The organism is Mesobacillus zeae (assembly GCF_003570705.1).
Lineage (GTDB): Bacteria > Bacillota > Bacilli > Bacillales > Cytobacillaceae > Mesobacillus_C > Mesobacillus_C zeae.
Map to the genome: position 1 here is coordinate 37,506 of NZ_QWVT01000014.1, position 19,522 is coordinate 57,027.

At 43.7% G+C, this 19,522-nt stretch carries 32 protein-coding genes and 1 pseudogene; 30 read left to right on the forward strand and 3 right to left on the reverse strand.

Annotated features, from left to right (window positions below; translation table 11 throughout):
• From rplP to rpsI, 28 genes are all read left to right on the forward strand, one after another.
• A complete protein-coding gene (gene rplP / locus D1970_RS07650) occupies positions 1-435 on the forward strand; it encodes a 50S ribosomal protein L16 (RefSeq protein ID WP_119112298.1) in 435 nt (144 codons plus the stop codon).
• A complete protein-coding gene (gene rpmC / locus D1970_RS07655) occupies positions 425-628 on the forward strand; it encodes a 50S ribosomal protein L29 (protein WP_119112299.1) in 204 nt (67 codons plus the stop codon). Before rplP ends, rpmC begins: the two co-directional genes overlap by 11 nt.
• Positions 629-649: 21 nt before the next feature.
• A complete protein-coding gene (rpsQ, locus tag D1970_RS07660) occupies positions 650-913 on the forward strand; it encodes a 30S ribosomal protein S17 (protein WP_119112300.1) in 264 nt (87 codons plus the stop codon).
• 41 nt (positions 914-954) lie between these two features.
• Positions 955-1,323: a 50S ribosomal protein L14 gene (gene rplN / locus D1970_RS07665; protein ID WP_119112301.1), complete on the forward strand. Its 369-nt coding sequence runs from the start codon at positions 955-957 to the stop codon at positions 1,321-1,323.
• Between the two features lie 33 nt (positions 1,324-1,356).
• Positions 1,357-1,668 (forward strand): 50S ribosomal protein L24, encoded by a 312-nt coding sequence (gene rplX / locus D1970_RS07670; RefSeq protein ID WP_119112302.1) that lies wholly within the window; start codon positions 1,357-1,359, stop codon positions 1,666-1,668.
• 31 nt (positions 1,669-1,699) lie between these two features.
• Positions 1,700-2,239 (forward strand): 50S ribosomal protein L5, encoded by a 540-nt coding sequence (rplE, locus tag D1970_RS07675; RefSeq protein WP_119112303.1) that lies wholly within the window; start codon positions 1,700-1,702, stop codon positions 2,237-2,239.
• A 25-nt stretch (positions 2,240-2,264) separates the two neighbouring features.
• The gene (rpsN, locus tag D1970_RS07680) at positions 2,265-2,450 is read left to right on the forward strand and encodes a 30S ribosomal protein S14 (RefSeq protein WP_001085700.1); all 186 of its coding nucleotides are present in this window, start codon (positions 2,265-2,267) and stop codon (positions 2,448-2,450) included.
• A gap of 30 nt (positions 2,451-2,480) precedes the next feature.
• Positions 2,481-2,879, forward strand: coding sequence for a 30S ribosomal protein S8 (rpsH, locus tag D1970_RS07685; RefSeq protein WP_071458961.1), 399 nt, complete (start codon positions 2,481-2,483; stop codon positions 2,877-2,879).
• Between the two features lie 30 nt (positions 2,880-2,909).
• On the forward strand, positions 2,910-3,446 hold the full coding sequence (rplF, locus tag D1970_RS07690; RefSeq protein ID WP_119112304.1) for a 50S ribosomal protein L6: 537 nt from the start codon (positions 2,910-2,912) through the stop codon (positions 3,444-3,446).
• Positions 3,447-3,479: 33 nt separating this feature from the next.
• The gene (rplR, locus tag D1970_RS07695) at positions 3,480-3,842 is read left to right on the forward strand and encodes a 50S ribosomal protein L18 (RefSeq protein WP_119112305.1); all 363 of its coding nucleotides are present in this window, start codon (positions 3,480-3,482) and stop codon (positions 3,840-3,842) included.
• A 23-nt stretch (positions 3,843-3,865) separates the two neighbouring features.
• Entirely contained in the window at positions 3,866-4,366 is a 501-nt protein-coding gene (gene rpsE, locus D1970_RS07700; protein WP_119112306.1) for a 30S ribosomal protein S5, read from the forward strand.
• 13 nt (positions 4,367-4,379) lie between these two features.
• A complete protein-coding gene (gene rpmD, locus D1970_RS07705; protein WP_119112307.1) occupies positions 4,380-4,562 on the forward strand; it encodes a 50S ribosomal protein L30 in 183 nt (60 codons plus the stop codon).
• A 40-nt stretch (positions 4,563-4,602) separates the two neighbouring features.
• Positions 4,603-5,043: a 50S ribosomal protein L15 gene (gene rplO / locus D1970_RS07710; RefSeq protein WP_119112308.1), complete on the forward strand. Its 441-nt coding sequence runs from the start codon at positions 4,603-4,605 to the stop codon at positions 5,041-5,043.
• On the forward strand, positions 5,043-6,338 hold the full coding sequence (gene secY / locus D1970_RS07715) for a preprotein translocase subunit SecY (protein WP_119112309.1): 1,296 nt from the start codon (positions 5,043-5,045) through the stop codon (positions 6,336-6,338). Before rplO ends, secY begins: the two co-directional genes overlap by 1 nt.
• A 54-nt stretch (positions 6,339-6,392) precedes the next feature.
• Positions 6,393-7,043 (forward strand): adenylate kinase, encoded by a 651-nt coding sequence (locus tag D1970_RS07720; protein ID WP_119112310.1) that lies wholly within the window; start codon positions 6,393-6,395, stop codon positions 7,041-7,043.
• Entirely contained in the window at positions 7,043-7,789 is a 747-nt protein-coding gene (map, locus tag D1970_RS07725; RefSeq protein WP_119112311.1) for a type I methionyl aminopeptidase, read from the forward strand. The genes D1970_RS07720 and map overlap by 1 nt, the downstream gene beginning before the upstream one ends.
• Positions 7,790-8,095: 306 nt before the next feature.
• Positions 8,096-8,314 carry a translation initiation factor IF-1 gene (gene infA, locus D1970_RS07730; protein WP_025909748.1) on the forward strand — a complete coding sequence of 73 codons (219 nt, stop codon included), beginning with the start codon at positions 8,096-8,098 and terminating at the stop codon, positions 8,312-8,314.
• 36 nt (positions 8,315-8,350) lie between these two features.
• Complete coding sequence (gene rpmJ / locus D1970_RS07735; protein ID WP_003156543.1) at positions 8,351-8,464, forward strand: 50S ribosomal protein L36; 114 nt, start codon at positions 8,351-8,353, stop codon at positions 8,462-8,464.
• A 21-nt stretch (positions 8,465-8,485) separates the two neighbouring features.
• Positions 8,486-8,851 carry a 30S ribosomal protein S13 gene (gene rpsM / locus D1970_RS07740; protein ID WP_119112312.1) on the forward strand — a complete coding sequence of 122 codons (366 nt, stop codon included), beginning with the start codon at positions 8,486-8,488 and terminating at the stop codon, positions 8,849-8,851.
• Positions 8,852-8,875: 24 nt separating this feature from the next.
• Entirely contained in the window at positions 8,876-9,265 is a 390-nt protein-coding gene (gene rpsK / locus D1970_RS07745; RefSeq protein ID WP_119112313.1) for a 30S ribosomal protein S11, read from the forward strand.
• A 170-nt stretch (positions 9,266-9,435) separates the two neighbouring features.
• Positions 9,436-10,380: a DNA-directed RNA polymerase subunit alpha gene (locus D1970_RS07750; RefSeq protein ID WP_119112314.1), complete on the forward strand. Its 945-nt coding sequence runs from the start codon at positions 9,436-9,438 to the stop codon at positions 10,378-10,380.
• Positions 10,381-10,455: 75 nt separating this feature from the next.
• The gene (gene rplQ, locus D1970_RS07755; RefSeq protein ID WP_119112315.1) at positions 10,456-10,818 is read left to right on the forward strand and encodes a 50S ribosomal protein L17; all 363 of its coding nucleotides are present in this window, start codon (positions 10,456-10,458) and stop codon (positions 10,816-10,818) included.
• A gap of 414 nt (positions 10,819-11,232) precedes the next feature.
• Positions 11,233-12,072, forward strand: coding sequence for an energy-coupling factor ABC transporter ATP-binding protein (locus D1970_RS07760; RefSeq protein WP_119112316.1), 840 nt, complete (start codon positions 11,233-11,235; stop codon positions 12,070-12,072).
• The gene (locus tag D1970_RS07765) at positions 12,048-12,917 is read left to right on the forward strand and encodes an energy-coupling factor ABC transporter ATP-binding protein (protein ID WP_119112317.1); all 870 of its coding nucleotides are present in this window, start codon (positions 12,048-12,050) and stop codon (positions 12,915-12,917) included. The genes D1970_RS07760 and D1970_RS07765 overlap by 25 nt, the downstream gene beginning before the upstream one ends.
• On the forward strand, positions 12,914-13,711 hold the full coding sequence (locus D1970_RS07770; protein WP_119112318.1) for an energy-coupling factor transporter transmembrane component T family protein: 798 nt from the start codon (positions 12,914-12,916) through the stop codon (positions 13,709-13,711). The genes D1970_RS07765 and D1970_RS07770 overlap by 4 nt, the downstream gene beginning before the upstream one ends.
• 5 nt (positions 13,712-13,716) lie before the next feature.
• Entirely contained in the window at positions 13,717-14,457 is a 741-nt protein-coding gene (gene truA, locus D1970_RS07775) for a tRNA pseudouridine(38-40) synthase TruA (protein ID WP_119112319.1), read from the forward strand.
• Between the two features lie 174 nt (positions 14,458-14,631).
• The gene (gene rplM, locus D1970_RS07780) at positions 14,632-15,069 is read left to right on the forward strand and encodes a 50S ribosomal protein L13 (protein ID WP_119112320.1); all 438 of its coding nucleotides are present in this window, start codon (positions 14,632-14,634) and stop codon (positions 15,067-15,069) included.
• Between the two features lie 20 nt (positions 15,070-15,089).
• On the forward strand, positions 15,090-15,482 hold the full coding sequence (gene rpsI / locus D1970_RS07785; protein WP_119112321.1) for a 30S ribosomal protein S9: 393 nt from the start codon (positions 15,090-15,092) through the stop codon (positions 15,480-15,482).
• 100 nt (positions 15,483-15,582) lie between these two features.
• Here the strand turns inward: rpsI and D1970_RS07790 are convergent, their stop codons facing one another.
• Positions 15,583-16,761 (reverse strand): site-specific integrase, encoded by a 1,179-nt coding sequence (locus D1970_RS07790; RefSeq protein WP_119112322.1) that lies wholly within the window; start codon positions 16,759-16,761, stop codon positions 15,583-15,585.
• Between the two features lie 53 nt (positions 16,762-16,814).
• Positions 16,815-17,330, reverse strand: a complete 516-nt coding sequence (locus D1970_RS07795; RefSeq protein WP_119112323.1) for a helix-turn-helix domain-containing protein — start codon at positions 17,328-17,330, stop codon at positions 16,815-16,817.
• 163 nt (positions 17,331-17,493) lie between these two features.
• Here D1970_RS07795 and D1970_RS07800 point away from each other — a divergent pair, with 163 nt between their 5' ends.
• Positions 17,494-17,784, forward strand: coding sequence for a hypothetical protein (locus D1970_RS07800; RefSeq protein ID WP_119112324.1), 291 nt, complete (start codon positions 17,494-17,496; stop codon positions 17,782-17,784).
• Positions 17,785-18,738: 954 nt separating this feature from the next.
• On the opposite strand, the gene D1970_RS07805 is transcribed toward D1970_RS07800, so the two are convergent.
• Positions 18,739-19,023, reverse strand: a complete 285-nt coding sequence (locus D1970_RS07805) for an AbrB/MazE/SpoVT family DNA-binding domain-containing protein (RefSeq protein WP_246370275.1) — start codon at positions 19,021-19,023, stop codon at positions 18,739-18,741.
• 123 nt (positions 19,024-19,146) lie between these two features.
• Between D1970_RS07805 and D1970_RS07810 the strand changes: the two are divergent.
• Positions 19,147-19,389 (forward strand): annotated as a pseudogene (locus D1970_RS07810) (DUF6262 family protein); the annotation flags it as partial.
• Positions 19,390-19,522 lie beyond the last annotated feature (133 nt).

A 19,522-nucleotide genomic window follows, 5' to 3' on the forward strand; every position in this document is an offset into this window, starting at 1 on the left:
ATGTTATTGCCAAAACGCGTTAAATATCGCCGTGAACATCGCGGAAACATGCGCGGACGTGCCAAAGGCGGCACTGAAGTAGCATTTGGTGAGTACGGTTTGCAAGCTGTTGAAGCTTCATGGATCACAAACCGCCAAATCGAAGCAGCCCGTATTGCAATGACTCGTTATATGAAACGTGGCGGTAAAGTATGGATCAAAATTTTCCCACACAAGCCGTACACTAAAAAGCCTCTAGAAGTTCGGATGGGTTCCGGTAAAGGTTCTCCTGAAGGCTGGGTAGCAGTCGTAAAGCCAGGGAAAATAATGTTTGAACTCGCAGGTGTATCTGAAGAGGTAGCCCGTGAAGCATTACGCCTTGCAGCACACAAACTTCCAGTGAAGTGTAAGTTTGTAAAACGTGAAGAAATTGGTGGTGAATCCAATGAAAGCTAATGAACTTCGTGACCTTACCACTGCCGAAATTGAACAAAAAGTGAAGTCTTTGAAAGAAGAACTTTTCAACCTGCGCTTTCAATTAGCGACTGGACAACTTGAAAATACAGCTCGCATCCGTGAAGTACGGAAAGCGATCGCCCGTATGAAAACTGTGATTCGTGAAAGAGAGATCGGGATTAACAATCGATAATTGAGAGGAGGTCCTTTCACAATGAGTGAACGCAACCAACGCAAGGTTTATACAGGACGAGTGGTTTCAGACAAGATGGACAAAACTGTCACAGTTCTTGTAGAAACATACAAAAAGCACTCTCTGTATGGCAAGCGCGTGAAATACTCTAAAAAGTTCAAGGCGCATGATGAGCAAAACGAAGCAAAAATCGGCGATGTAGTACGTATCATGGAAACACGCCCACTTTCTGCCACTAAACGCTTCCGTTTGATTGAAGTAGTAGAAAAAGCAGTTATTATCTAAATCGTTCGGACTTAGGTTGATTCCGAAGGGAGGTTACTCGCATGATCCAACAGGAAACACGTTTAAAAGTTGCTGATAATTCAGGTGCCCGTGAAGTGCTAACCATTAAGGTTCTAGGCGGTTCCGGACGCAAGACTGCCAATATCGGAGACATCATCGTTTGCACAGTCAAACAAGCAACACCAGGCGGCGTTGTTAAAAAGAGTGATGTTGTAAAAGCTGTTATTGTTCGCACAAAGAGCGGTCTTCGTCGTAAAGACGGATCTTACATCCGTTTCGACGAAAACGCATGTGTCATCATCCGTGATGACAAGAGCCCGCGTGGTACTCGTATCTTCGGACCGGTTGCCCGCGAACTTCGTGACAACAATTTCATGAAAATCGTTTCATTAGCTCCAGAAGTACTTTAATATAAAACATTGGCTTTAAGGAGGTGCGCACAGATGCATGTGAAAAAGGGTGACAAAGTAATGGTCATCTCTGGTAAGGACAAAGGCAAAACAGGTAATATCCTGGCAGCTTTTCCTAAGCAGAGCCGTGTCCTCGTAGAAGGCGTTAATATCGTGAAAAAACACGCTAAGCCTTCTCAAATGAATCCGCAAGGCGGAATCTTCAGCAAAGAGGCACCGATTCATGTATCAAACGTTATGCCTATCGACCCTAAATCCGGCAAACCAACCCGAGTTGGTTACAAGGAAGAAGACGGAAAAAAGGTACGCGTAGCGAAAAAATCCGGTGAAGTTTTAGATAAATAAAAGTTTAATGAAGAAGGGAGGTACACATTGAATGAACCGCCTAAAAGAAAAGTTCAATAAAGAAATTACTCCTGCTCTTGTGAGCAAGTTCAACTATACATCCGTAATGCAAGTACCGAAGCTTGATAAAATCGTAATCAACATGGGTGTGGGCGATGCAGTAGCCAACGCGAAATCACTTGACGTAGCTGTTGAAGAATTGGCACAGATCACTGGTCAAAAACCAGTTGTCACTCGTGCTAAAAAATCAATTGCTGGTTTCCGTCTTCGTGAAGGTATGCCTATCGGTGCGAAAGTTACACTTCGCGGCGAGCGCATGTATGAATTCCTGGACAAATTGATCTCAGTTTCTCTTCCACGTGTACGTGACTTCCGCGGTATTTCCAAGAAGTCGTTCGATGGCCGTGGAAACTACACTCTTGGTGTTAAAGAGCAGCTGATCTTCCCTGAAATTGATTACGATAAAGTAAATAAAGTCCGTGGCATGGATATTGTTATTGTAACGACTGCTAACACTGATGAAGAAGCTCGTGAACTATTAACATCATTCGGAATGCCATTCCAAAAGTAATCTCTAAATAGAGGGAGGCGAAAACGTGGCTAAGAAATCAATGATTGCAAAACAAAAACGCACGCCTAAATTCAAGGTTCAAGAGTACACACGCTGTGAGCGCTGCGGACGTCCGCACTCTGTATACCGTAAATTTAAGCTTTGCCGTATTTGTTTCCGCGAATTAGCATACAAAGGGCAAATTCCTGGTGTGAAAAAAGCTAGCTGGTAAACCCCAAGTCTGGGAAGGAGGTAAACAATAATGGTCATGACAGATCCGATTGCAGATATGCTTACTCGTATTCGTAATGCGAATATGGTTCGTCACGAAAAGCTGGAAGTGCCTGCTTCCAACGTTAAGAAAGAAATCGCAGAAATTCTGAAACGTGAAGGCTTCGTGCGTGACGTTGAATATATCGAAGACAACAAACAAGGTATTATCCGTATCTTCCTTAAATACGGTGCCAATAACGAACGTGTTATCACTGGCCTTAAGCGAATCAGCAAGCCTGGTCTTCGCGTCTATGCAAAGTCTAACGAAGTACCGCGTGTACTTAACGGACTTGGTATCGCACTAGTGTCAACATCAAATGGCGTACTCACTGACAAAGAAGCGCGCGCTAAGCAAGTCGGCGGCGAAGTTCTAGGATACGTCTGGTAATAAAGTTCTTAAAGAATGGAGGTGCAATGAATGTCTCGCGTAGGTAAAAAACCAATCGAAATCCCAACAGGGGTAACGGTTACTAATGACAACAACCATGTAACGGTTAAAGGCCCGAAAGGCGAACTTTCCCGTACATTTAATAAAGACATGACAATCGCTATCGAAGAGAATGTCGTCACAATTTCCCGTCCATCCGATGCGAAAGAACACCGCGCTCTGCACGGAACAACTCGCGCAGTCCTTTCGAACATGGTAGAGGGCGTTTCCAAAGGTTTCGAAAGATCCCTTGAGCTAATCGGTGTCGGTTACCGTGCGTCAAAACAAGGCAAAAAGCTTGTATTGAGCGTTGGTTACTCTCACCCAGTAGAAATCGAGCCTGAAGAAGGCATCGAAGTTGAAGTGCCTGCCAATACAAAAATCATTGTAAGAGGCACTGATAAAGAACGCGTTGGAGCTTTAGCTGCCAACATCCGCGACGTTCGTCCGCCTGAGCCTTACAAAGGCAAAGGAATCCGCTATGAAGGCGAATTCGTGCGCCGCAAAGAAGGTAAAACTGGCAAGTAATGCCGCATAGGTTAAACGAAAGGAGTGACAGAAATGATCACTAAGGCTGATAAAAACGCTACTCGCAAAAAGAGACATGCCCGTGTACGTGCGAAACTCAGCGGAACAGCAGCTCGTCCTCGTTTAAATGTGTTCCGCTCCAACAAGCACATTTATGCTCAGCTGATTGATGACGTAAAAGGAGTTACTTTAGCGAGTGCTTCTACTATAGAGAATGAACTTAACCTTGAATCTACATGCAACCTTGAAGCTGCACAAAAGGTCGGAGAATTGGTTGCAAAGCGTGCTGTAGAAAAAGGCGTAAGCGAAGTAGTATTTGACCGTGGAGGATATCTTTACCACGGACGCATCCAGGCTCTTGCCGATGCTGCCCGCGAGAACGGTCTGAAATTCTAATAAAAAAGGAGGGACACACAAAGATGCGTCGTATTGATCCAAACAAACTTGAACTTGAAGAACGCGTAGTTACGGTTAACCGTGTTGCGAAAGTTGTTAAAGGCGGCCGTCGTTTCCGTTTCACTGCTCTTGTAGTAGTAGGCGACAAAAACGGCTATGTAGGTTTCGGTACTGGCAAAGCGCAAGAAGTGCCAGATGCGATCCGCAAGGCTATCGAAGATGCTAAGAAAAGTCTTATCCATGTGCCTATGGTCGGAACTACAATTCCGCACCAGGTTATCGGTCACTTTGGTGCTGGCGAAATTCTTTTGAAGCCTGCTTCTGAAGGTACTGGAGTTATTGCGGGAGGACCTGTCCGTGCCGTGCTTGAACTTGCCGGTGTTGCTGATATCCTTTCAAAATCACTTGGTACTAACACACCAATCAACATGGTCCGTGCAACTATCGATGGACTTACACAACTAAAGCGTGCTGAAGATGTTGCTAAGCTTCGCGGCAAATCAGTAGAAGAACTGTTAGGATAGGAGGGAAATCGAAATGGCAACTAAATTGGAAATTACCCTCACACGCAGCTTGATCGGACGTCCGCAAGATCAGCGTGAAACAGTTAAAGCCCTTGGTTTGAAAAAAATGCACCAAACAGTTGAGCAAGAAGACAATGTTGCAATCCGCGGAATGATTAACAAAGTCGCTCATCTTGTAAAGGTAAACGAAAAGTAATTGATTTTTTTCTTCTTTTAAAATAAGGAGGTGCCAACATATGAAACTTCACGAGTTAAAGCCTACAGAAGGTTCACGCAAAGACCGCAAACGTAAAGGCCGTGGTATTGGATCCGGTAACGGTAAAACTGCCGGTAAAGGTCACAAAGGCCAAAACGCGCGTTCTGGCGGCGGCGTACGTCCTGGATTCGAAGGTGGTCAAACACCTTTGTTCAGACGTCTGCCTAAGCGTGGTTTCACGAACATAAACCGTAAGGAATATGCAGTCGTAAACCTTGATGCATTGAACCGTTTCGAAGATGGAACTGAAGTAACACCAGAACTTCTAATTGAAACAGGGCTTGTAAAGAAAGAGTTAGCTGGAATCAAGGTCCTTGCCAACGGCAAGCTTGAGAAAAAGCTGACAATCAAAGCTCACAAGTTCTCCTCTGCTGCTAAGGAAGCTATCGAAGCTGCCGGCGGGCAGTCTGAGGTGATCTAATGTTTCAGACAATCTCCAATTTTATGCGCGTGGGTGAAATTAGAAATAAAATTCTCTTCACCCTTTTAATGTTGATCATATTCCGCCTTGGTGCCTTTATACCAGTGCCTGGGGTAGATGCAGATATTTTGGCTCAGCAGGATGACCTCAGCGTTTTTGGAGTGCTTAATACATTTGGCGGGGGAGCTTTGAAAAACTTCTCGATCTTTGCGATGGGAATCATGCCGTACATTACAGCTTCCATCATCATTCAGCTTCTGCAGATGGATGTGGTGCCTAAATTTACGGAGTGGTCCAAACAAGGTGAGGTTGGACGTCGCAAGCTGGCACAAATCACCCGCTATTTTACAATTGTGCTTGGATTTATCCAGGCTCTTGGCATGTCTTACGGCTTTAACAATATGGCAGGCGGTAGGCTGGTTACTGATACTGGAATGGCTTCGTATCTTCTAATCGCTACCGTACTTACTGCCGGAACTGCTTTCTTGATGTGGCTTGGCGAACAGATTACGGCAAAAGGTGTCGGAAATGGGATCTCAATCATCATTTTTGCAGGGATTGTTGCTGGAATGCCGTCAATGGTTAACCAAATCTATGCACAGCAGTTTGAGAATGCCGGAGAGCAGATGTTCATCCGCATCTTAACTGTTGTCCTGATTGTCGTTGCGATTATCGCTATTATTGTTGGTGTTATTTTTGTCCAGCAGGCAAACAGGAAAATCCCGATTCAGTATGCCAAACGAATGAGTGCAGGCAATAACCCGGTCGGCGGCCAGAACACACACTTGCCGCTTAAAGTGAATGCTGCCGGTGTTATTCCAGTCATCTTCGCTATTTCGTTTGTTGTCACACCGCCAACGATTGCCCAATTCTTTGGGACGAACGATGTGACGCTCTGGATCCAAAAGACATTCGATTACACACAGCCGATCGGAATGATCGTGTATGTGGCTCTGATCATTGCCTTCACTTATTTTTACGCGTTTATTCAGGTAAATCCAGAACAGGTTGCGGAAAATCTGAAGAAGCAAGGTGGATATGTCCCGGGCATCCGTCCTGGAAAGAATACTCAGGAATACTTAACAAAAGTTCTTTACCGACTAACTTTTGTAGGAGCGCTTTTCCTGGCGGCTATTTCGATTCTTCCGGTATTCTTTATTAAAATTGCCGGTCTGCCGCAATCGGTCCAGATTGGCGGAACCAGCCTGCTGATTGTTATCGGGGTTGCACTCGAAACAATGAAACAGCTCGAGGCCCAGCTTGTAAAACGCCATTATAAAGGTTTTATAAAATAGAGGTTTAGGGGACTGCGTTCCCTAAACCTTCATTGAAGACTGGGGGGAATTCATATGAATTTAGTTTTAATGGGACTCCCGGGTGCCGGAAAAGGCACACAGGCCGAAAGGATTGTTGCTAAGTACAGCATTCCGCATATCTCAACAGGAGATATGTTCCGTGCCGCAATGAAAGAAGGAACGGAACTAGGCTTGAAGGCCAAGTCATTCATGGATGCAGGCCAGCTTGTCCCTGATGAAGTGACCATTGGTATTGTCCGTGAGCGCTTAAGTAAGTCTGACTGCTCAAAGGGTTTCCTTCTGGACGGATTTCCGCGCACTGTCGCCCAGGCAGAAGCGTTGGAAGAAATGCTTGCTGACTTGAATAAAAAAATCGATTATGTCATCAATATTGATGTTGATCAAAGCATCCTGATGGAACGTCTGACAGGACGAAGGATCTGCAAGAAGTGCGGGGCGACCTATCACCTTGTTTTCAATCCTCCTGCTGTCGAAGGTATATGCGACCGCTGCGGCGGAGAATTGTACCAGCGAGCAGACGATAACGAAGAAACTGTTCAGAACAGGCTGGATGTTAATATTCAGCAGACACAGCCGTTGCTTTCTTTTTATGAGGAACGTGGCTATCTTCGCAACATCAATGGCCAGCAGGATATCAATGTTGTATTTCAGGACATTGAAGAATTGCTTGGGGGCTTAAAATAATGATCATTTGCAAAACCCCTCGTGAAATAGAGATCATGCGGGAAGCCGGGAAAATTGTAGCGCTGACCCATCAGGAACTTAAGAAACATGTTGTTCCCGGGATCACGACGAAAGAGCTGGATGCCATCGCGGAGAAATTTATCCGCAGCCATGACGCCACTCCTTCATTTAAAGGCTACAACGGTTTCAGCGGGAGCATCTGTGCATCTGTTAACAATGAGCTAGTTCACGGGATTCCTGGTAAGAGACTTCTGAAGGAAGGCGACATCATCAGCATTGATATCGGGGCTAAGTACAATGGATATCATGGTGATTCAGCCTGGTCTTATCCGGTAGGAAAAATTGACGAAGAGTCCCAGCGCCTTTTAGAGGTTACTGAGGAATCGTTATACCGGGGTCTGGAAGAAGCGAAGCCGGGTCAGCGTCTGTCGAACATCTCCCATGCAGTTCAAACGTATGTGGAAAACAACGGCTTTTCGATTGTGCGTGAGTATGTAGGCCATGGAATCGGGCAAGAATTACATGAGGACCCACAAGTTCCTCATTTCGGCCCTCCGAACAAAGGACCAAGGCTAAGGCCTGGTATGGTTTTTTGCGTGGAACCAATGGTGAATGCCGGAAGCCGGTATGTAAAAACTTTAGCAGATGATTGGACCGTCGTGACGGTGGATGGCAAAATGTGTGCCCATTATGAGCATACAATTGCAGTTACCGAGACTGGTTATGAGATTCTGACAAAAGCCTAACGGGGTATTCAGTAATCATTTTGGGTTTTCTGTTCATAAAATTACTCATTTTATTGAGTTTTTAGAGGACGGGGACCGGATCAATATGTTATATTTATAAGGTTGACGGATGATAGGCATGTTTTCTCAAGCGGCTGACATACGCTTCAACCATCAGGGATGATTTACGCATCAGGATCATATTGAATCCGTCTCTCAAAATGACAGCATTGGGAAAGCCGGCCGCAAGACAATAGAAAGCTGGGCTTTGCATTCGCAGAGCTGTTAGTACTGTACGCATATGAATATAGAAGGGAGACGAGTTCGATGGCGAAAGATGATGTAATTGAAGTGGAAGGCACAGTGCTTGAAACTTTGCCAAATGCCATGTTTAAGGTAGAACTAGAGAATGGTCATACAGTGTTAGCTCATGTTTCCGGCAAGATCAGAATGCACTTTATCCGCATTTTGCCTGGAGATAAAGTAACGGTTGAGCTTTCTCCATATGATTTAACTCGCGGAAGAATTACCTACCGCTTTAAATAAACTGGAAGACTCCGAACTATCAAGGAGGTTAGAGTAATGAAAGTGAGACCATCGGTTAAGCCTATCTGCGAAAAGTGCAAAGTCATTCGCAGAAAAGGTAAAGTTATGGTGATCTGTGAAAACCCTAAACATAAACAAAAACAAGGTTAATATTGAAGGAGGTGCACATTAATGGCACGTATTGCTGGTGTAGATATTCCACGTGAAAAACGTGTAGTTATTTCTTTGACTTATATTTTCGGAATCGGCAGACCTACTGCTGAAAAAGTTCTTGCTGATGCAGGTGTTTCTGAAGACACTCGTGTTCGCGACCTTACTGAAGATGAATTGAACAAAATCCGTGAAATCGTTGACAAGCTTAAGGTTGAAGGTGACCTTCGCCGTGAAGTTTCTCTTAACATCAAGCGTCTAATGGAAATCGGTTCTTACCGCGGTCTTCGTCACCGTCGTGGGCTTCCTGTTCGCGGACAAAACACTAAGAACAATGCCCGTACTCGTAAGGGTCCTCGTAAGACTGTAGCTAACAAGAAAAAATAATCGGTAAAGGAGGTAAACATTTAAATGGCTCGTAAAACTAATACACGCAAGCGCCGTGTCAAAAAGAATATTGAGGCAGGAATTGCGCATATTCGTTCAACTTTCAATAATACTATCGTAACTATCACAGATGTACATGGGAATGCAATCTCATGGTCAAGTGCAGGTGCGCTTGGATTCAGAGGTTCCCGTAAATCTACTCCATTCGCTGCTCAAATGGCAGCTGAAACTGCAGCTAAAGTTTCTATGGAACATGGCATGAAAACTCTTGAAGTAACTGTTAAAGGACCAGGAGCAGGACGTGAAGCTGCTATCCGTGCCCTTCAGGCAGCAGGCCTTGAAGTTACTGCGATCAGAGATGTCACTCCAGTTCCGCATAACGGCTGCCGCCCACCAAAACGTCGCCGCGTTTAATTTTCCTGTATAGAATTTGTATCCCTGTCTATAATGGGATGTGATACGAGTATTTTTGCATATACAGAGAATTGTCCAGTTGTTGTGCACAGACGGGAACGTATACATGGGGGACTTACGGCCAGGAGAATCCTGCCGGGGTTTCGACGTTTTGAAGGAGGGTATATTTGATGATCGAAATAGAAAAACCAAAAATCGAAACGATTGAGATCAGCGATGATGCCAAGTACGGCAAGTTTGTCGTAGAACCGCTTGAGCGTGGATATGGTACAACTTTGGGTAACTCCTTACGTCGTATCCTGTTATCCTCACTCCCAGGTGCCGCTGTTACATCGATTCAAATCGATGGTGTACTTCATGAGTTCTCTACAATTGAAGGCGTCGTGGAAGATGTTACATCTATCATCTTGAATGTTAAGAAGCTGGCGTTAAAGATTTACTCTGATGAAGAGAAGACACTAGAGATCGATATTCAGGGCGAAGGTGCCGTAAAGGCGGGCAACATTACACACGACAGCGATGTCGAGATCTTAAATCCCGATCTTCATATTGCTACTCTTTCAAGCAAAGGGTCATTGCGCATGCGCTTGACTGCAAGAAGAGGCCGTGGTTATACACCTGCTGATCAAAATAAGCGAGAAGACCAGCCAATCGGTGTCATTCCGATCGATTCAATCTACACACCTGTATCCCGTGTATCTTACCAGGTTGAAAACACACGTGTCGGACAAATGACTAACTATGATAAATTGACTTTGGATGTATGGACGGATGGAAGCAATGGACCGAAAGAAGCGATTGCGCTTGGTGCAAAGATCCTTACAGAGCATCTGAATATTTTTGTCGGATTGACTGATGAAGCTCAAAATGCTGAGATCATGGTTGAGAAAGAAGAAGACCAAAAAGAGAAAGTTCTTGAGATGACCATCGAAGAATTGGATCTCTCAGTGCGTTCATACAATTGCCTTAAGCGTGCCGGAATCAATACCGTCCAGGAGCTTGCTCATAAGACGGAAGAAGATATGATGAAAGTCCGCAACCTTGGCAGAAAATCATTAGAAGAAGTAAAAGCAAAACTAGAAGAGCTAGGCTTAGGCTTACGTAAAGATGACTAGTTAATTGCGGTTAACTGGGCATTTTGCTGTTAGTAAAAAGCCCGTTCATGACTTCAACAAAGGAGGGAAACACTCATGGCATACAGAAAGTTAGGCCGTACAAGTGCACAGCGCAAAGCAATGCTTCGTGACTTGGCAACAGATTTAATCATAAATGAGCGTATTGAAACAACTGAAACCCGCGCGAAGGAATTGCGTTCAGTCGTTGAAAAAATGATCACCCTTGGAAAACGCGGTGACCTTCATGCTCGTCGTCAAGCTGCTGCATTCATTCGTAATGAAATTGCAAATGTTGAGACAAAACAAGATGCAGTACAAAAGCTTTTTGCTGATATTGCACCTCGTTACACTGAGCGTCAAGGCGGATATACTCGCATCATGAAGCTTGGACCTCGTCGCGGTGACGGTGCCCCAATGGTCATCATCGAGCTAGTTTAATAACATTAGCGTTCAAACAAGGGGGATGGACAGTTTAGACAACTTGTTTCATCCCCTTTTTTTATAAGTAACTTTGACGAATAAAGCAATGCAGGCCAAACGAGCGTTACGATGAGCGAAGTTTTGCAAAAGGGATATCCGGAATTTTCAGTGCTCACCAGGCCGCTTCCGCTATTCCTGTTCGTCTCGTCTAGCTCATGCACCTTTTCCCTCATCCTGAAAAATGGATGTTATGATTCACGCGGAATCCGTTAATCCGCAGGGGAAAGGGTGCAGGCTTTTTTTATATTCCGGCTTTTTTTGCGGTATTGATTAATGATAGATGTTGGAAAAGACATTTTTTTATGCTTCAGGTATGATGGAAGAGGACTGCGCAGCGGAGCTTAGACAGTGACCGAGGAGTGGAGAACAGGTATGGCAAAGCAGCTTGTTGCTTTAGAAAATGTAACCTATCAATATGATGACCAAACATCCCCTGCTTTAAAGAAAATCAGCCTTGAAGTATTTGAAGGCGAGTGGCTTGCGATTGTAGGACATAATGGTTCAGGCAAGTCAACGCTTGCCAAAATCCTGAATGGACTTCAGTTTCCGCAAGAGGGAAATGTTTCTGTATGCGGGCACAGCCTGAGCGAGGAGACAGTCTGGGACATCCGGAAGCAAATCGGGATGGTATTCCAAAACCCTGATAACCAATTTGTCGGGACTACTGTACAGGATGATGTGGCTTTTGGTCTGGAAAACGCCGGAGTACCACAGGAAGCCATGAAAACGCGGGTTAAGGATGCGCTTCACAAAGTGAAAATGGATAGCTTTCTCGATCAAGAGCCGCACCATCTTTCAGGCGGGCAGAAGCAGCGGGTTGCCATCGCGGGTATCCTGGCATTACGGCCGTCAATCATTATCCTTGATGAAGCGACCTCCATGCTTGATCCCCGTGGCAGGGAAGAGGTCATCGGAACGGTCAAGGAATTAAAGCAGCAGGATAGAATTACGGTCATTTCGATTACACATGATCTCGAGGAAGCGGCCAAAGCAGATCGGATCATTGTCATGAATCAAGGCCAAATTCACCGTCAGGGAAGCCCAGAAGAAATTTTTCAGATGGATGAAGAATTGATAGGTCTGGGGCTCGATATACCATTCCCGGTTAAACTGGGCAAAATGCTGCGTGAAACGGGAATTCCCCTCACAAAGCAGTTTTTAAGTGAAGAAGAGTTGGTGGCAGAGCTATGGACATCTCACTACAAAATATAGAATACCGTTATCAGGCCGATACGCCATTTGAGCGCCTGGCTCTTTCGGATGTTTCCCTTGATATCCCTTCAGGCTCCTATATAGCCATTATTGGCCATACGGGATCGGGGAAATCAACAGTTCTTCAGCATCTTAACGCATTGCTGAAACCCACTAAAGGGACCGTCCTGATTGGCAGCAGGGAGATAAGGGCAGGCAGGAAAGAGAAGAATCTGAAAGCGGTCAGGGAAAAGGTAGGCATCGTGTTTCAGTTTCCTGAGCACCAGCTTTTTGAAGAAACAGTAGAAAAGGATATTTGTTTTGGCCCGATGAACTTCGGAGTTTCTGAAACAGAAGCAAAAAGGCGGGCTTCTGTTGCGATTGAGCAGGTTGGATTGACTAAGGATATCCTTGAAAAGTCTCCTTTTGATCTGTCGGGTGGACAGATGCGCCGAGTGGCGATTGCAGGAGTCCTTGCGATGGAACCGCAGGTCATCGTCCTGGACGAGCCTACTGCAGGACTTGACCCGCGCGGGCGCAAAGAAATTATGGACTTGTTTTACCAGCTCCATCAAGACAAAAACCTGTCGACGGTCCTTGTTACCCATAGCATGGAAGACGCCGCTGCTTACGCGGATGAGATCATTATCATGCATCAAGGCTCAGTCTTCGAAAAGGGAACCCCGTCGGAGATCTTTTCAGCGCCGCAAGCCCTGATCGATATGGGGCTTGATGTACCGGAAGTGGTCCGTTTCCAGCTGAAGCTTGAACAGGCTTTCGGCAGGAAAATGGGCAAGGTGTGTTTGACGGCTGAGGAACTCACGGACGTTGTTGCAAGCTTCTTGAAGGGAGGAAACCCTTCATGATGGAGAAAGTTTTGTTCGGCCGTTATGTGCCAGCGGACTCCCTCCTTCACAGGATGGATCCGCGTTCAAAGCTCATTATTATCTTTTTGTATGTCTGCATTGTTTTTTTGGCAAACAATCCTTGGACTTATCTTATATTAGCAGCTTATACAATCTTGATGGCGGGACTGTCAAAAATCGCTCCGAGGTTTTTGATCGCCGGCCTGAAGCCTGTTTTGTGGCTCGTGCTCTTTACGTTATTGCTGCACTTGTTCTTTACAAAAGGAGGCGAGCCAGTCGTACAGCTTGGTAGCTTTGCCATATACGAAGAAGGAATCAGACAGGGGATTTTCATTTCCCTAAGGTTCCTGCTGCTGATTGTGGTGACTTCCCTGCTGACATTGACGACCACGCCTATAGAAATAACGGATGGTCTTGAGAGCCTTTTGGGACCGTTGAAAAAAGTCAACTTCCCGGTCCATGAGCTTGCATTGATGATGTCCATTTCCCTTCGGTTCATTCCTACCCTCATGCAGGAGACGGATAAAATCATGAAGGCACAAATGGCGAGGGGTGTCGAGTACACAAGCGGCCCAATTAAGGACCGTCTTAAGGCGATTGTCCCCCTTTTAATCCCGCTGTTTATCAGTTCGTTCAAACGGGCTGAGGAACTGGCCATTGCCATGGAGGCGCGCGGTTACAGGGGCGGAGTAGGCAGGACGAAGTACAGACAGCTTAACTGGACGTTCGCAGATACAGGAATGATCCTTCTTCTTGCAGCCGTAACACTTTTATTGATTGTATTCAGAGGATGATGGTGATGACAAACCGGATCAAATGCATCGTTTCTTATGACGGGACTGGGTTTTCAGGCTATCAGGTACAGCCTGAGAAGAGAACTGTTCAGAGAGAATTGGAAGCGGCACTGGGGAAAATCCATAAGGGCCTGGAAATGCGTGTGAGCGCATCAGGGCGTACAGATGCGGGTGTGCATGCGAGAGGGCAGGTCATACATTTCGATACACCGCTTATGCTACCTGAGGACCGATGGACGATTGCGCTTAATTCGCTTTTGCCAGCTGATATTTCCGTTCTCCATTCGGAAATCGCCCCGGGAAACTTCCATGCCCGTTTTGATGCAAAAGGAAAAGAGTATCGCTATTTTATCTACCGTTCCAGGCAACGGGATCCTTTCAGAAGGAATTATGCCTATCAATACCCTTATCCACTGGATATTCAGAGGATAAGGGAGTCATTTCCTTACTTAATCGGCACGCATAACTTCACGAGTTTTTGTTCGGCAAAGACGGAAGTGGAGGATAGGGTGAGGACGCTGGAAGAGATTCAGCTGCTGGAAGTAGAAGGCGGTCTCGTTTTTCGGTTCAGGGGGAATGGCTTTTTATATAATATGGTGCGGATACTGACTGGAACCCTTTTGGAGATTGGATCTGGTGACCGCAATCCAGACGAGCTTCCTGGGATACTGAAAAAAAAGGATCGATCGGCCGCGGGCAAAACTGCTCCTGGACATGGGTTGTATTTATGGGAAGTATTCTACTAGCACACAGGAAAAAAGTTTATGACAACTAATCCTGGTGTTGACAATATGGCGTTAAGGATATATCATATCATATGTATGTATTTTAAACCCACGATAAGCCCCGGAAGTCTTATCTGTGTAAAATATATCGACCGTAATGAAAATTGGATTTTTTAATTAACAGGAGGGACACTCATGCGTTCAACGTTTATGGCAAATGCCAAGAATATCGAGCGTAAATGGTATGTTGTTGATGCAGAAGGCCAAACTCTTGGCCGTCTTGCAAGCGAAGTTGCATCCATTCTACGCGGTAAACATAAGCCGACTTTCACTCCACATGTAGATACTGGAGATCACGTAATCATCATCAATGCTTCTAAAATTCATTTAACTGGTAAAAAGTTAACTGACAAAATCTACTACCGTCACACAATGCATCCAGGCGGATTGAAGCAAAGAACAGCGCTAGAAATGCGCACAAACTACCCTGAAAAAATGCTTGAGCTTGCTATCAAAGGCATGCTTCCAAAGAACTCCCTTGGACGTCAAATCTACAAAAAACTGAATGTATATGCTGGAAACGAGCATCCACATCAGGCACAACAACCTGAAGTTTACGAACTTCGCGGATAATTATTAAGGAGGTAATTAACTTGGCACAGGTTCAATATATCGGTACCGGTCGTCGTAAGAGCTCCGTTGCAAGGGTTCGTCTAGTACCTGGCGACGGCAAAATCATTATCAATGGTCGTGAGATCGAAGATTATATCCCATTCGCAGCTTTGCGTGAAGTAGTTAAGCAACCGCTTGTAGCTACTGAAACTCTTGGCAGCTATGACATTCTTGTCAATGTAAACGGAGGCGGCTACACTGGCCAAGCTGGCGCAATCCGTCACGGAATCGCCCGTGCGCTTTTGCAAGTTGACCCAGAATACCGTCCATCCCTGAAGAGTGCAGGTCTCCTGACTCGTGACGCTCGTATGAAAGAACGTAAAAAATACGGTCTTAAAGGCGCTCGTCGTGCACCTCAGTTCTCAAAGCGTTAATATTGCTTAAATATCAACGTTTCAAACCCTTTCCCGAACTTTCGGGAGAGGGTTTTTTCATGTCCGAATTTGGAATTGAATACCCCTTGAATACCCCACGCTAAAATTTCATGTACTTTTGGAACATCTCGGCTGTTTTCTCTTTCGCTTCATCGGTCACATGAGTGTAAATATCCATTGTGGTTTGAATATCTGTATGTCCGAGTCGAGCTTGTACATCTTTGATGGAAGCACCAGCAGCAAATAACAAACTGGCATGTGTATGCCGAAAGGCGTGAACATTTATTTGCGGCAGCTCCGGGTTCTTTTGATAGATCCGCTCCAACTTTTCATTCAAGTAAGCGAGTCGGCAATAATCCATTTCATTTTTTAACTGATTATAGACCGTAAAGACGGGCTGCTTATCATCAGATTGAAAAGGAGCGGCAAGTTGTAACGTCAGATAGAGCTGTATTTGCTTGCTACGCCATTTCTTTAAGAGCGACAGAGTTTCATCGTCCACGCTAACCACACGCCGAGAGGCCTTTGTTTTTGATGTCTGGAGATGCTTTTTACCGTTCAGATGAATCAATGTCTTTTTTAAGCTGATCGTCTTAAGGTGGAAGTCCACGTCCGACCAATGCAGGGCGTACAGTTCCCCCTTACGCGCTCCTGTGAAGGCGAGTAGCCGAAACATGGTATATGCCATTGTATCGTCTTGAATCGCCTTCAGGAAGCTCCTAAGCTCCTCTCGTGTGTAGTAATACTTTTTCTCTTCCAGTTCCGCATTATATTCCATTTCATGTTTTAGTTTCGGCAACGTGACATAATCCATCGGATTGCGCTTAATAATATCCATTTTCATGGCATATCGAAAGACCAGGTTTGCTTGTATCTTATAATCATTGAAGGTTTTAAGCTCCTGGGCCCAAACGTTGATAGCTTTTTGACAATGCGAGCGGGATATGTCTTTCATTTTGTAAAGACCGAAGACTGGGAGGATTCTGCGGCTGAATTTACTCTCCATTGCATACACCGTAGTTGGCTTTACTTCTCTACGATGCTGCTTAAACCATTCCTCAAAAACTTCCTGAAAGGTCATCTGGTCATTTTGGCGGAGCCCGTGTTCATCGACTTCCACCAATATTTTAGATAGCGCAACATTTGCTTCTTTTTTTGTCTTAAAGCCCCGCCGTGTGGTCCGTTTCTTCTTTCCAGTGAGCGGGTCCTTACCGAGATACGCATTAAACATATAAGCGGTGGTTCCATCTTTCTTTGTATACTTTTTAATGTTTGCCATAATAGTTTCCTTTCCAATACGCTGGCAGGCTATATACAGGAAAGGGAATTTCTTTATTCAAAAATTAATTCAAGTATAGTTCTAACTTTTTTGCGTTTTTCATCTGTTAATAATCCATTCTTATAGTACAAGTCAATCTTCATATTAAGAAGATCATGAAGGTCAAATAATCTTCTTCTTAATTCGTCATCTGATAATTCTCTAATAGTTTGTTCTCCGTATTCCGTTTTTATTTCTTCAGTGCATGGAAGATTGACATCTATATTTCTCATTTCATTTAAAAATTTTTCTTCTTTAAAAGGATTATTACCTTCATATTTTACAAGGTCATTCTCTACGTCTATATAAGAATCAGAGTAACCGGCTAAATTCATTAGATATATAGGTGAAACGTCTAACCCTATAGCAAGCTTCCTTAATAATGCAGGTTTAGGTAAATCTTTATAACCGTTTTCGATTTGAGACAAATAGGAATCAGAGTAACCAGTTCGTGCTTTTAAGTCGAGTAAAGTAATTTTTTTCTCTTTCCGTATCTCTTTGAGTTTAAGCCCGAATTCTTTCGCATCCATTAAAATTCTCCTCACCTCTTATGTTTATTATTATTATTATTACACATTTACTTTACTAAGTAAATATTTTTCTAACCAAATATTGACTCTAACAAGGGGAGGGTATATACTTAAGTAAGTAAGTAAGTAATTTACTTATTTGGTAAAGAGGAGGACAAAGCTTATGAATGGTTTCATACCGTTACAGGTCTCAGATGAGTTTAAAGGTAAATATTTTGAGTTATTTTATGAGCTTAGTAAAGAGGCTTTTGAAGCTGCTAAGAGGGATAGTGGAGCGGGGAGGTTTATGACCAAAAAACAATGTTGTGAGTTTATCGGTATTTCTTTTGGTCATTTGCAAAAATTAGAGAAGTTTGGCTTACCAGTTATTGAGTTAGAAGGAAAGGTGCTCGTTGATCGGGAGGATGTAATAAAGTTCATGAGTAAATATAAAAAAGTTGAAAACCATAATTAAAATAATTTAATCGCTGGCAGGCGAAATTAAATTCATTCGTAAACAGTTGAATGAGTGGAGAATAAATTACAGGAAATCCGATATCCTCAAGACAAGAAAGCTGGGCATTTTACTCAGTTTTTTTATGGGTAAAAAATGGCTTTGGTCACAGAAAAAATTATTCTGATTATTATTAATTTGGATGTATTAGGTGCCTTTTCTTTGTTCCTGGTTTGGTTCCTTTTTGGAGAAAAATGTTCCTTATTGCTTCAAATGTTCCTGGTTTGAGGTTGATTCAGAAATATTTTCGATTAAATCTAGGCTAGGGTCACGCGAACAAACGATCTAGTTTGAGTGGAATTAGGTGTTTGGTTCCTTTTTACCTTAAAATGTTCCTCAAATGTCCCTGCTTTTTCACGCGAAAAGGAACGACTGAATCCATGCGTACCAAGGGTTCATTCAATTATGTTCCTTTGTTCCTTCTTCTTTTAAGTAAAGACTATATAAAAAAAGTATATATAAACATATCACGCATATAAAGGTTTCCCGAATAAAGTAGGAACAAAGGAACAAAAACCTTCAATTCAAGATATTCGGAGAGGGCCGCTTTCTTTTGTAGCCAGCACCATTTGTTTGTGACTATGTCCCCTAACTAAAGGGTTCGTTGTTTCTTTGTTCAGCTTTTTCAATTTTTATGTGCCACCACTGTGTTGAATTGTTCGGTTTTACTATTAAAATTACTCAAAATGTTCAATTAAGTTATTTTGTGCAAAAAAAAGCCCTTTATCGATAAAAAAAGAAGCGACCTTATCAGGCTACTTCTTTTAAGACAAGAATCTGACAGATCATTAACAGTCCGGTTGTTTGTTGAATGCTTCTGGACTCTAAATAAGATAAGGGCGATGACAGGCTTGTTCACCCTGATTGCGAATTGAAATACAAAAAACGAGATTACCTATTTTGAGACAGTTAAACTCAAAAATATTCCTTTCCTTTTGATATACCAAAGTCATAATCCAAGTGCGGATTCGTTTTTCCTTTTACTTGTGCTAATAAATCGTCAAGCGATGGTTTTGTCCTGACAGGTTTGATAACCATTACGTTGTCTAAGAGTTCGAGCTTAATCTGAGAACCGTTTTGAACACCTAGTTGCTTTACGATTTTGCTGGGAATACGAACTGCTAAACTATTTCCCCATTTTTGAACTGTGACCATGTGTCTTATTCCTTTTTGGTGCTGTTCTTCATCTTTAGGTGTCATTGTATCACCTCATTTTTGTATCTAAACAATGCCTATATTCTATGTTTATCTATATTATAAATCATACACTCCTCTTGAACACGTATAAAAGCCGTATGGTTTATGCAACCTTTGCCCCCCTAAAAGGCCGGAGTGGCAAAGGCTACGCTATATAATAATGTGACATTACGTGAGCGAATTGAAACACTACGTCAGCAGCAGATAAAAAGCCCTTCTGTAAGGCAGGTTAGGCATAAAATGAATGAAAATAATAAAGAAGTGATTATCGAATCATTAAAGCGTAAAGTTAAGCGATTAGAGCACGAGAACAAGGATTTGCGAGACCAATTAAAGGTAGCGTATGCAGAAGTCTACAAGAAGATATAAGCTGAGGCACCTTCCCTTTCTTGTTCAATTAAAGGGCCAGATTGTAGAAGATCATACTCATAGGTGCGCGCTACCAAGATCTCCTTTTGGGGATGAAGGTTACTAAGTAAATCAGGAAGCTCTAAATTAATTC